Annotated in this window: 11 protein-coding genes and 1 other RNA gene; 2 read left to right on the plus strand and 10 right to left on the minus strand. The window is 37.9% G+C overall.

The window, feature by feature from the left end; translation table 11 throughout:
- Positions 1-525: 525 nt before the first annotated feature.
- From ACFINI_RS05205 to ACFINI_RS05215, 3 genes are read right to left on the minus strand one after another with little or no spacing between them, the layout of a single operon-like run.
- Complete coding sequence (locus tag ACFINI_RS05205) at positions 526-2,352, minus strand: aminopeptidase P family protein (protein ID WP_375646526.1); 1,827 nt, start codon at positions 2,350-2,352, stop codon at positions 526-528.
- Positions 2,353-2,374: 22 nt separating this feature from the next.
- Positions 2,375-3,244, minus strand: a complete 870-nt coding sequence (locus tag ACFINI_RS05210) for a 50S ribosomal protein L11 methyltransferase (protein ID WP_375621358.1) — start codon at positions 3,242-3,244, stop codon at positions 2,375-2,377.
- A gap of 26 nt (positions 3,245-3,270) precedes the next feature.
- A complete protein-coding gene (locus ACFINI_RS05215; protein WP_375621357.1) occupies positions 3,271-3,852 on the minus strand; it encodes an SCO family protein in 582 nt (193 codons plus the stop codon).
- A gap of 136 nt (positions 3,853-3,988) precedes the next feature.
- On the opposite strand from ACFINI_RS05215, the gene ACFINI_RS05220 reads away from it, so the two are divergent.
- Entirely contained in the window at positions 3,989-4,618 is a 630-nt protein-coding gene (locus tag ACFINI_RS05220; protein ID WP_375612008.1) for a DapH/DapD/GlmU-related protein, read from the plus strand.
- 56 nt (positions 4,619-4,674) lie between these two features.
- Here ACFINI_RS05220 and ACFINI_RS05225 read toward each other — a convergent pair whose 3' ends face one another.
- From ACFINI_RS05225 to ssrA, 5 genes are all read right to left on the minus strand, one after another.
- Complete coding sequence (locus tag ACFINI_RS05225; RefSeq protein WP_375646530.1) at positions 4,675-7,014, minus strand: ATP-dependent helicase; 2,340 nt, start codon at positions 7,012-7,014, stop codon at positions 4,675-4,677.
- A gap of 120 nt (positions 7,015-7,134) precedes the next feature.
- Positions 7,135-7,386, minus strand: a complete 252-nt coding sequence (locus ACFINI_RS05230) for a ribbon-helix-helix domain-containing protein (RefSeq protein WP_375612010.1) — start codon at positions 7,384-7,386, stop codon at positions 7,135-7,137.
- A 10-nt stretch (positions 7,387-7,396) separates the two neighbouring features.
- Positions 7,397-7,579 (minus strand): DUF4169 family protein, encoded by a 183-nt coding sequence (locus ACFINI_RS05235; protein ID WP_375612011.1) that lies wholly within the window; start codon positions 7,577-7,579, stop codon positions 7,397-7,399.
- 8 nt (positions 7,580-7,587) lie between these two features.
- Positions 7,588-8,139 (minus strand): SspB family protein, encoded by a 552-nt coding sequence (locus ACFINI_RS05240; RefSeq protein WP_375621353.1) that lies wholly within the window; start codon positions 8,137-8,139, stop codon positions 7,588-7,590.
- A 179-nt stretch (positions 8,140-8,318) separates the two neighbouring features.
- Positions 8,319-8,675, minus strand: a transfer-messenger RNA (tmRNA) gene (gene ssrA / locus ACFINI_RS05245).
- A gap of 96 nt (positions 8,676-8,771) precedes the next feature.
- Here ssrA and ACFINI_RS05250 point away from each other — a divergent pair.
- Positions 8,772-9,077 carry a DUF2853 family protein gene (locus ACFINI_RS05250; RefSeq protein WP_375646535.1) on the plus strand — a complete coding sequence of 102 codons (306 nt, stop codon included), beginning with the start codon at positions 8,772-8,774 and terminating at the stop codon, positions 9,075-9,077.
- A gap of 69 nt (positions 9,078-9,146) precedes the next feature.
- Here the strand turns inward: ACFINI_RS05250 and ACFINI_RS05255 are convergent, their stop codons facing one another.
- Positions 9,147-10,454, minus strand: coding sequence for an MFS transporter (locus tag ACFINI_RS05255; RefSeq protein WP_375621352.1), 1,308 nt, complete (start codon positions 10,452-10,454; stop codon positions 9,147-9,149).
- A 649-nt stretch (positions 10,455-11,103) separates the two neighbouring features.
- The gene (locus ACFINI_RS05260; RefSeq protein WP_375646539.1) at positions 11,104-12,414 is read right to left on the minus strand and encodes an MFS family transporter; all 1,311 of its coding nucleotides are present in this window, start codon (positions 12,412-12,414) and stop codon (positions 11,104-11,106) included.
- Positions 12,415-12,454: the final 40 nt, after the last annotated feature.

The following is a 12,454-nucleotide window of genomic DNA, read 5'->3' on the forward strand; positions in this document are numbered from 1 at the left end:
AAAAAGAGGGATAATAGTGGCTGTTTTTTGCAAAAACAGAGCGCCATATATTTTAATATTTATTACGTTATTTAAAATAATTAACGTTGAGCTTAAATATTAAACTTAAACTATTATGATGAAGAATATACAAGGTTATTATTAGTAAAATTTATAAATTATCATTGTGAAGCAAGGTAAAAATTGTAAATAAATATGTATAATTTAATCCAAAATGCCGTAATAAACCAATTATAATGACGTAATAGAAATATAACGCGGAAAATTACAAAATATAACGAAAGTTTCCATATAAAGGAAATAGGGATATAATAATGTCTAGATGGAGATCGCCAAGATAAGTATTACCACGTATAGGTGTATCTCATCTTGCTTCACCTAGGTTAGCGTTTACCATACCAGCAAAAAACTTGAAGTATCTTGTAGAAATATTTTTCATATTTCCTGACGCAGATACATATTTTTCCCTTAAAAAGAGAAAATCCTGTGTTTTGTAGAAAGAGTAAAAGTTATAGGTTGCTTCATTTAAAGGGGCATTGTTGCTTCTTTTGCCCATTTTTTATCTTCTTCATTTAAGTAAGGTGCATTCATCTGATAAACGCGCGCATGGTAATCATTGAGCCATTGTCGTTCTTCTTGTGTCAAAAGCTCTGGAAGGATTAACCGTCGATCAATGGGGCAATGTGTGAGTGTTTCGAACGAGAGCATTTCTATATCTCCACCATCAATTTTTTGTGCTGGTTTCACAATCATCAAATTTTCAAGACGGATACCAAAAGCGCCTTCGCGGTAATAGCCTGGCTCGTTTGAAAGAATCATACCGGAGATGAGTTCTTGGCATCCTTTGCGAGAAATATTTTGCGGTCCTTCATGGACAGAAAGATAAGATCCAACACCATGACCGGTGCCATGGGCATAATCAAAACCAGCTTTCCACAATGCAATGCGTGCAAGAGCATCAAGGTCTTGCCCTCGTGTGCCTTTTGGAAATCTGATAGTTGAAAGAGCAATCATGCCTTTGAGGACAAGCGTAAAACAGCGTTTTTCTTCTTCTCCAATATTCCCAATTGCTACGGTGCGTGTGACATCAGTCGTGCCATCACGATATTGTCCACCTGAATCAACGAGGTAAAGTTCACCGGCTTTGAGTTGTTTATTTGTTTGCGTTGTTACACGATAATGAATAATGGCACCATTTTCTCCTGCTGCTGAAATTGTATCAAAAGAAAGATCTTTAAGTTTTTCTCCCATTTCTTTTGCTGTATTTATGCGAAATTCTTCTAATTTTTGAGCAGCAGAAATTTCACTTATTGACCCTAGTATTTGTTTATCTAACCAAGAAAAAAAACGGGTTAGGGCAACACCATCGCGTAGATGCGCTTTGCGTGCGCCATTGAGTTCTGTGTCATTTTTAATGGCACGTGGTAGAGCAGCAGGATCGGTAAGTGTGATAAAAAAGCTATTTGTTTCTTCAATAACAGTTCGTAATTTTTCGCATGTTAGCTGTGGATCTAAGGCAAACACTGTCCCTTTTTGAACATACTCTTTGATCTTGGGAATAAGCTGTTCTGGTTCATATAATTTTGCATAACGTTCTAGATATTGTTTCTGTTCTACACCAAGTTTTTTGCTGTCAATGAATAAAGCTGGTGTTTCGTTAAGTGGAATGAGAGCAAAACAAAGGGAAAAAGGCGTGTTGGAAACATCATTGCCCCGTATATTGAATGTCCATGCAATGGAAGAGGGGTCTGTAAAAATAAAAGCATTTGCATGAGTTTGCTGTATATCTTTGTAAATCAAAGCGAGTTTTTCATCTGTATCGCACCCAGCATATTTGAGAGGGTGAATTGATAAGGCAGATTGTGGTAATTTTGGTTGATTATGCCAGAGCAAATCAATGGGATTATGTTGAACTTCTACAAGTTTTCCACCTGCTTTCATTTCTAATGCATTTCTCAATGCATTGGTGGCAGCAATCGTGTGAAGCCATGGATCAAAGCCAATAGAAAGTTTTTGACCATTTTTTTCAAGCCATTGTGAGGGAGGACAAGTTATGAGATCTTCATAATTAAAAATATCAGGATCAGTTTGTTGGCGAACTTGGAGCTTATATCGCCCATCTGTAAATATGATGGCTTTGTTTTTTAAAATCAGTGCAATCCCAGCTGATCCAGTAAAGCCGGTTAACCAGCTAAGGCGTTGAGCATGAGGAGGGACGTACTCTCCTTGATGCTCATCACACCGCGGAACAAGAAAACCATCGAGTCCAAGGTGATCGAGTTCTTTACGAAGGCAAGAAATGCGTTCTGCTGCATAAGCAGGATTTGTTGTCGCCTCAAAAGATTGATACATAACGACGTCCTTTTCTTTTATTTTATTTCAGATGTATCGTAACCCATCCTTGCCGGTGGTATGTTTCGATATGCTTCATTCCTTGTTTTATATAAGTCTCCAAAACATGGGCATGTTGTTCTTCAAGAATTCCAGAGAGTATAAGTGATCCCCCTTTTTGAAGTGCCTTTACCACTTCTTGCGCAAGTTCAATAAGCGGATTAGCAAGGATATTGGCAACGATGAGATCAAAAGGGGTTCGTGATGCAATTGCATCATGGGCAAAATCTGTTGCTGTAATAGCTGTAATATATTCCTTGACACCATTGAATTCGATATTGTGTTGTGCAACTTGAACAGCAATTGGGTCAATATCGGATGCAAGCACAGTAATTGGTTTGAGCATTGCTATACCAATGGCTAGTACACCGCTCCCAGTACCAAGATCAAGGGCATTTTTTGGATTTTCGTGTTTCATGACTTTGGCAATCATTTCTAAACAACCGGCTGTTGTTCCATGATGTCCGGTGCCAAAAGCTTGATTAGCTTCAATTTCAATAGGGAGAACATTTGCTGGAATGGCGTTTCGGTTGTGACTTCCATGAAGGAAAAAAGGACCAGCTTGCACAGGTTTTAGTCCTTCTAGGCTTTTTTGTACCCAATCAATGTTGGGTAAAACTTCCATATTAATTTTATCAAAATCTATAGAGAGAACGCTTGCAAAATGTTTTAATGCGTTCTCTTGATTGTCTTGATCGACATATAGAGAAAGCTCATATACAGCATTTTGTTCATCTATCTCTGTAAGAGCAAGAGGATAACCTTCTTCGTCAAAGGCTGTTTCTATAAGGGTATAGAACCGTTCTGCTTCATTTTTAGAAGCAGTATAATAGAGGCGAATTTGTTGCGACATGCTGTTCTTTCTTTTGATCGGTTTTTTTAGTTTAAGACGAGTTTTTTTAACCGTTCAATGGCGATTTCATCTTTTAATTCGCTATCGCTTTCTTTCGTGTCATAACGGATAACGCCAGCTAATTTTCCACCTTTTTTAAGTAAAAAAATTGCTGCTGTATGGTTATATGTATAGTTTCCATCTGTTTCAGGAACTTTTTCAGCAACGATGTTGAAAGAATTGACCATTTTATGAACTTTATCAGGATCTCCACTAATGCCAACAATTTTATTGTTAAAATTACTGAGATAATCATGGAGTACTTTTGGTGTGTCACGTTCAGGATCAACAGTCACAAACCATATACCTAATTTATCAGCTTCAGGCCCAAGGGCTGTAAGCCATCGATCAAGATTCATCAGTGTGGTAGGGCAGCTTTCAGGACACATAGTGAAGCCGAAAAAAATTATTGAAGGCTTGCTTCGAACATCAGCCTCAGTAATATTTTTTCCATTAGAATCAGTGAGAGTAAAGTTATCACCTAAAGGCTTATTTGTCAGCGTATCATAAATAAAAACACCTGCAAGAAATATGATTGTCAGCCCCAAGATGCGTATTACATTTTTCATAGTTTGACTCTCTTAGATAGATCGAGAAATTGTAACATCGGCAGGTTTGTTTTGCAATGTTTGTTTCATGGTTGATTTTATTGGCTTGATTGGTATGTCTTTCCATATCTATTGATAAAACATTGGTGAAAGATGTATGAATATTGAGAAAGATCTTCGATTTCATGAAAGTGAACCTCGTATCCATACGACAGCGCGGCTGCATGGTTGTAAATTAGGGCGCTATGTGGAAATTAATGAGCGGGTGATTTTACGGGATGTAACCGTTGGAGATTTTTCTTATTTAGAGCGTAATAGTGAGGCTATTTATAGCGATATTGGCCGTTTTTGTTCTATTGCATCTCATGTACGGATGAATGCGTTGGAGCATCCTATGGAGCGCGTTTCAACGCATAAAATAACCTATCGTCCAAACGAATATTTTCGTTATATGGCATTAGATAGTGGTTTTCGTGAAAGGCGTTGTGCAAAACGTGTTATTATTGGGCATGATGTGTGGATTGGACATGGTGCGGTTATTATGCCTGGAGTGACAATTGGTCATGGCGCTATCATTGGCGCGAACGCTGTTATAACGAAAGATGTTATGCCTTATACGATTGTCGTTGGGGTGCCTGCTAAGCGATTGCGGATGCGTTTTCCCAATCATGTGATAGAATGCCTTTTAAATATGGCTTGGTGGGATTGGCCACTTGATAAAATTCACGACGCATTGCCTGATATGCAAAATCTGCCCATTGAAGCCTTTGTTCGTAAATGGAAATGATAGTCAGAATAAAACAAAGTGGTTTCTTGAAAAAACGGATCGTGGTTTACTTGTAATTAAGCTTTGTTTACAAAATTGTCTAGTACACGCTTTTCTCCGGCTTTTTCGAACATTATTGTCAATTTATGATCGTCTATTGCTGTAATATAACCATAGCCAAATTTTATGTGAAAAATCCGATCATTGACAGAAAAATCTGATGGTGCATGAGAGATTGATTGAGAGATAACTTTCCCTTCAATATTCTTGTTTTTTTGTGCACGCTTTTGTCTTGGTGTTGCATAGTCAGTATAAAAGGAATCGTGATATTGAAAGGAAGATTTTCCATAACCACCATAGGATGTTTCCATTTCTACAACTTCTATATGTTCTGCTGGTAATTCATCTAGAAAACGGGAGGGAAGAGCAGGTTGCCAAAGTCCATGAATTCTTCGATTCGATACAAACCATATATGCAAATGTTTTTTTGCTCTTGTTAGACCTACGTAAGCAAGACGCCGTTCTTCTTCTAATCCTGAACGTCCACCTTCATCTAATGAGCGCTGGTGGGGAAAGAGTCCTTCTTCCCAACCTGGAAGAAAAACTGTTTCAAATTCAAGTCCTTTGGCTGAATGAAGTGTCATGATGTTGACTGCATCCATATTTTCATTATTTTCCGTTTCCATAACGAGTGCAACATGTTCCAAAAAACTTTGAAGATTTTCAAATTGTTCCATGGAACGAATCATTTCTTTAAGATTTTCTAGTCTTGTAGGAGCCTCTGGTGAGCGATCTTCTAACCACATGGTTGTATAACCAGAATCATCAAGGATGATCTCGGCAAGTTCTCTATGAGGAGTGTCTTGAAGCATATTTTGCCAGCGGCGGAAGTTTTCAATGAGGCTTCGTAACGCACTGCGTGCCTTAGGCTTTAATTCATCTGTTTCAATGATGTCAGCGGCAGCAGAAAAGAGAGGAACAGCACGTGCACGTGCACTCTCATAAAGAATGCGCAGGGTTGCATCTCCTATGCCGCGTTTGGGTGTATTAATAACACGCTCAAAAGCTAAATCATCAGTGGGTTGGACAACAACGCGTAAATAAGCCATGGCATCACGTATTTCCATTCGCTCATAAAAACGAGGACCACCAATGACGCGATAATTAAGGCCAAGCGTTACAAAGCGATCTTCAAATTCACGCATTTGAAATGATGCGCGTACCAATATAGCCATATGATTTAATGCATGACCGGTTTGTTGTGCACGTTCGATTTCTTCTCCGATTGCTCGTGCTTCTTCTGCCGAATCCCATGCTGAATGAATTTTTACCTTTTCTTCCTCACTCTTTACTTGAGCAGAAAAAAGGACTTTTCCCAGTCTTTCTTCATTATGAGCAATGAGATGGGAGGCGGTTTTAAGAATATGAGATGTTGAGCGATAATTGCGTTCTAGACGAATAATTTTAGCAGAAGGAAAATCTTTTTCAAAACGTAATATGTTTTCGACTTTTGCACCACGCCATCCATAAATGGATTGATCATCATCGCCAACACAACAAAGATTAACATGTTGACCTTGAGGATGTTGGGCCAAAAGCCGAAGCCAAAGATATTGTGCTGTATTTGTATCTTGATATTCATCGACAAGAATATAACGAAATTGAGAATGATATTCGCGAAGAATATCTGGATTATGTTGGAAGATAGAGATAGAATGAAGTAGAAGGTCACCAAAATCACAAGCATTAAGATCTTTTAATCGATTTTGATAACTGTGATAAAGTTCACGTCCCATGCCGTTACCAAAGGAATGAGCATCACTTTTTGAGATATGTGTTGGTGAAAGTCCTTGATTTTTCCAAGAATCAATCATCATGGCAAGGTTTCGTGCGGGCCAACGCTTATCGTCTAATCCTTCAGCTTGAATAAGTTGTTTTAAAAGTCGAAGAACATCATCGCTATCGAGAATTGTAAAGTTTCTTTTTAAATCAACAAGCTCTGCGTGACGGCGTAAAATTTTAGCTCCAGTGGAATGAAAGGTTCCAAGCCAAGGCATACCTTCAACAACTTCTCCAATAAGTTCACCAATACGTATTTTCATTTCACGGGCTGCTTTGTTGGTGAAAGTGACAGCAAGTATTTGCTGAGGAGAGGCAAGTCCAGAGCGTAAAATGTGAGAAATACGGGTTGTTAAAACGCGTGTTTTTCCTGTACCAGCACCTGCAAGAACTAAAAGAGGTCCCTCAGTACTCATAACAGCTTGTTGCTGTTCTGGATTGAGTTGTTCTAAATAGTCTGTGTTATATGATTTTTGTTCTTTTAGAGTATGGGAGAAAAAACCAGAGCTCTTCTTATCATGGTCTGGAGGGGAATCTTCTTCAAAGAAAGGTATGGTGTGATCAGAAAAATTACTCATTATATCTCTTTTGTAGTCTTTTTTTTATTGAAGTTCTAGATTAAAAAAACTTCTCTTAAAAAGTCACAACAGTTTCAGTTGAACAGACAGAAAGAGAACGTAAAAAAATAAGCACAACCATTAAAGGCTTTGGGTGAGAACGCTTTGAAGGGCATAAACGCGTAACGAAGCCGAAAGATTTACTTGTTGTGGTCTTTTGCTATCAATATCGGTAATAATAAAGGCTAAAGATTGTCCTTTTTTGCGGGCTATATCTTTTAGAATATCTAAAAATGGTGGTTCTAAAGAGACGCTTGTTGCGTGTCCATCAACGCGAACAGATATCTTTCGTGGAATGACTTTTGACCAATCGATAGAATTATTTTCGTGCATTTTTCCACCTTTATTCGTCGTTTCGCAAACGATTTTGATCAAGAAATTTTTGCATTTTTAAAGATTTTTGCTGCTCAAAATTTTTTTCAGTTTTTGTTCGTCCAAAACGATAACGATTTTGCTCAGCACAAAGAGATTTTTCTGTACGTTTTTTTTGTTTTCGAAATTGGCGAAGATTAATCAATTCAGTCATGAGAAAAATTATTTTTTCCGAAAGGAATCTAAAGAGACAACATCAGCACTTTGATTTTGTTTTGCATCGTTATTTGAAGGTTCTTTATTTGTACTGAGATTTTGTTCTTTTGTAAGCGTATTTTCTATTTTTTGTTTGTTTGATAAGGTAATAGGCGTAGTTGAGGTATTTTCTGAATTTTCACTTTCTCCAGAGGTCAGATTTGAGGGCAGATCAAATGCTGCTTCAAATGCTGCTACAGGATCATAAAAGACCTGAATGGAAGTAAAAGGAATCACGAGCTTTTCGGTTATTTCCCTGAAAGAGAGGGTTACTTCGAAAGCTGTTTCTGAAACACTGAGATTTCTAAATTGATGTTGTAAGACGATTGTCATTTGCTCGGGATAGCGATTTTTTAGCCGAGGGGAAATTTTAACGCCTAGGGCATTTGTCAAAAAAGTTATAAAAAAATGATGATTTCCCGGAAGACCTGCTTTGGCAACTTCCGATAAAACTTTACGGATAACTCCACGAAGCGCATCCTGAACGAGAATATCATAACGAATTTGATCTTTAACCATCGAAGTTTATTCCTTTTATTTCACGTAGCAGAATGGGGCGTATTGATATTGTGTGACAGAATATATTTTAAATTAGCAGATTTTTTCTACGATGCACCTCAATAAATCGAATAAATACGAAACTCTATGGTAAATAATGTCTGATAATGTCTGAAAGATCAATCAACAACATTTAAAAAAGTGAAGGCTTCTGTTGCCAGGTGCCTCCGAACCCCGCTTAAACCTGCGACGGTTTAAGACTTAAATTGAAACATTCACACCACCTTAAGCGGCGAGACGTGCTTCCGCATAGTTGTCATTTGCAACTACTCATTTAGCCCGATAACGGTGGTACAATGCCGAGTAAAAGAGCGATCTTTACACCCTTGTCGATCCTATTTCGCCCCCACCAAAATATAATTTTGATTTTTTATATTTTGGTGGAGGCGCCGGGTACCGCCCCCGGGTCCAATAGGTTTATTTCACCGTCCATTTATTACCATAGCTGGTAAACCAGCCCTCTAAATATAGATGAAGAACAGTCTTAGGAAAAGGGGGGTTGTTAATATTTTTAATCCTCTAATTATTTATGGAGCTATATGATGCGGCTGTAAAGTATAGACCGCTCATTTTTGGAGAGGAGATGATGCAAAATGACAAATAATCTAGCAGATATTAAACTATATGATTCAAATCCCGATGAAGCAGCAGTAGAACGACTTAGCCGTCGTTTAGCTTTAGTGATGAAAAAGCAGGATGCAGCGCTTGTTGCTACATCGGATCCAAAAGAGTTAGAATGTGTTGAAAAATGGGTTCAAGATGTTTTAGAAGCCGATGAGAAGAGTGCTAAAATGGCTGTTTCAAAAGTGGCTGAGATGATGTCTGGAGAGCGTAGAAAAAGTCGACTGACTTTTTATTATCTAGTTGCTAAGCAACTTAATGCACTTCATAAAATTTAAACAATATTAAATTTGTGATAATGATAAAAAAAAGCCCAATTTCTTGGGCTTTTTCGTTGATAAAAAGGGTTAATGTTTTTCATCCTCTTGGAGGTAGCCTCCTTTACGCATACTCGGGACAAAGAGAAGAGCAATGAATGCCATGATCATCACGACGGTTATATAAAAATAAAAGAGTGATTCATGACCGTACTTTTTTAATCCAAGCGCAACGTATTCAGCAGAACCACCAAATAAGGCGTTGCCAATGGCATGAGAGATGCTAACGCCTAATGCGCGTATTGAAGAGGGAAACATTGCTGATTTGACGACACCAGAGATGGATGTATACATGCTCATAATGAAGAGCAAGCCAATAATGACGGAAAAGGCAACCCATATACTATGCGTATTACCGATTATCCAGAGTCCAGGAAATGTAAAGATGGCAGAGAGTATACTCCAAATAATAAGTAAAGTTTTTGTTCCAATTTTATCGGCTATGATACCAGCTATGGGTTGGAATAGGATGAAAATGAATAGTACAGCTGTCATAATCGTTGTTGCGGTATGTTTATCAAAGCCGGTGGTTGTGATCAGATATTTTTGCATATAAGTCGTAAAGGTGTAAAACGTGAGTGATCCTCCTGATGCAAAGCATGCAATTACGACAACGGCTTTTGTATGCTTGGTGAGAAGTTCCTTAAGACTGCCAGAGTGTTTGTGAGAGCGGCTTTCTTTCGTGGTTGTTTCGTGGAGAGAACGACGCAGATAAATCGCAATCACTGCCCCGAATCCACCAATTACAAAAGGAATACGCCATCCCCATGCTTTTAACTGATCTTCAGAGAGATAAGATGCTAGAATAAATATAATGAAGCTGGCAAGAAGTTGACCTGTAATAAGGGTGGCTGATTGGAAAGAAGCAAAAAGCCCACGATGTTTTTTGAGAGCAACTTCGCTCATATAAGTGGCTGCTGTACCATATTCACCACCCGCTGAAAGTCCTTGCATCATCCGAGCTAAAAGTAAAAGGATTGCTGATGTTATTCCTAAGGTTTCATAGGTGGGAAGTATGGCGATGAAAAAAGAGCCACCACACATCATAAAAATGGATATAAGCATCGAGCGTTTACGTCCATAACGATCGGCGACAAATCCTAAAAACCAAGCTCCAATAGGGCGCATAAGAAAGCCAATAAAAAACACACCCGCGGTTTTTAACAGTGGTGTAATCGTATCACCATCGGAGGGAAAAAATTGTGATGCAAAATAAATTGATGCAAATGAGTAAACGTAAAAATCATACCATTCTACGAGATTTCCTGATGCGCTTGCTATAATAGCAAAAACACGTTTTCTTGCATCCTGTGATGCTGAAGTTGTTTCATTTTTCATGAATTGTTCCCCTTTTGAATTTATATTTTATATTTTCTAAACATAATTGTTTATGATTTCCAGAAAAATTCAATTGTATTATAATAATTTCTTAGGGAAACTCTTTAAGATGATTTATTAGAGTTATGTTGTCATTCGTTTTAAGATTTTTACTTGTGTTATAGAATAAAAAGTTATCACGTTGCATTTAAAGGGAGAGAACATTGAAAAGTAGATCAAGATACCTTTAAACTTGATGAGAAGAATGCAATTATTGGAATAATACCGGAAGATCATAGAAGAGATGGTCTTTATGATGGAAAGCCCCAAAATTGAAAACATTTCATAAAGCTTAAATAATGAGGGGATTTTTGTGTCCTTGCTTATCTTGTTGTATCACCACATATCATTATTTAGGAGGGTGAGGTAAGCCTCAGATAAGGTTTTCCGTATGAGGTGTTTTTTAGATATCGTGATAAATATTTAGGGTAGGGCTGCCCATAGAATCTTATCAAGTAAATTACATAAAGAGGGCAGTAACTATAGACAATTTAAGAGAAACTGAGTTGTTTGTAAGACGAATGCGGGGCGGGCTTTTCGTTCTTTACTAGGGTGGAGAGGGGATCAAAAAAAGCCCAATTTCTTGGGCTTTTTTATCCAGAAAATAAGTTTAATGAAGTCTATCGTCTTTATCGAGATATCCTCCTTTATCTATATCGGGCATAAGAAGAATAGAGATGAGTGCAATGACCATCATACCAACGATGTAAAAAAAGAAAACAGATTCGTATCCCATATTTTTTAATCCAAGCGCTACATATTCAGCAGAACCGCCAAAGAGTGCGTTGCCAATGGCAAAAGCAAATCCAACACCAATTGCTCGGATTGAAGCAGGGAACAATTCTGCTTTTATGATACCAGCAATGGACGTATAAAAACTCATAACACAGAGTATTCCAATAATAATTAAGAGTGCTGTCCATGGATTATGGGCATTACCGATCATTTTAAGTACAGGAATGGTGCAGATAATGGATAATGCCCCCCAACTAATGAGTGAAGCTCTTGCTCCAATTTTATCGGCTAGGGAACCAAAAAGGGGTTGGAGTAGCACAAAAACAAAGAGGGCGGCAGTCATTATCGTTGTTGCGGTTTGTTTATCAAAACCAGTGGTTGTGATCAGATATTTTTGCATATAAGTGGTGTATGTATAAAATGTGAGAGATCCACCAGCTGTAAAGCCAACAACCAAAAAGAAAGCTTTTTTATGATTACGAAAAAGTTCTTTAAGACTACCAGCGTGTTGTTTAGAGCGGCTTTTGAGGGTTGTTGTTTCATGAAGCAAGCTACGCAGATAAATTGCAACGATTGCTCCAAAGCCACCAATGATAAAGGGAATACGCCATCCCCATGCTTTTAACTGATCCTCGTTAAGGTAAATGGCTAAAATAAATATTATAAAACTTGCCAGAAGTTGACCTGAGATCGTTGTTGCATATTGAAAAGAAGCAAAGAGACCACGACGATTTTTGGGCGCAACTTCACTCATATACGTTGCTGCTGTACCATATTCACCGCCAACGGAAAGCCCTTGAAACATACGGATTAAAAGGAGAAGAAATGCTGCTGTTATTCCCAAGGTTTTATAAGTGGGAAGTATGGCAATGAGAAAAGAGCCACCACACATCATAAAAACAGAAATAAGCATTGAGCGTTTACGTCCATAACGATCCGCAATGTATCCAAAGAGCCATGCTCCAATTGGACGCATAAGAAAGCCAATAAAAAAGATTCCTGCCGTTTTTAACAGTTGTGTAACAATATCTTCATCTTCAGGAAAAAATTGTGATGCAAAATAAACCGATGCAAAGGAGTAAGCATAAAAGTCGTACCATTCTACCAGATTTCCTGATGCGCTGGATATGATAGCAAAAATACGTTTCCTTGTATCATGTGGATCTAAAGTTGTTTGATTATTCATGAAGTATTCCCCTTTTAGATTTATAACTTTTCTTCTTTTT

The organism is Bartonella sp. AA56HLJMS (assembly GCF_042197145.1).
Taxonomy (GTDB): Bacteria; Pseudomonadota; Alphaproteobacteria; order Rhizobiales; family Rhizobiaceae; genus Bartonella.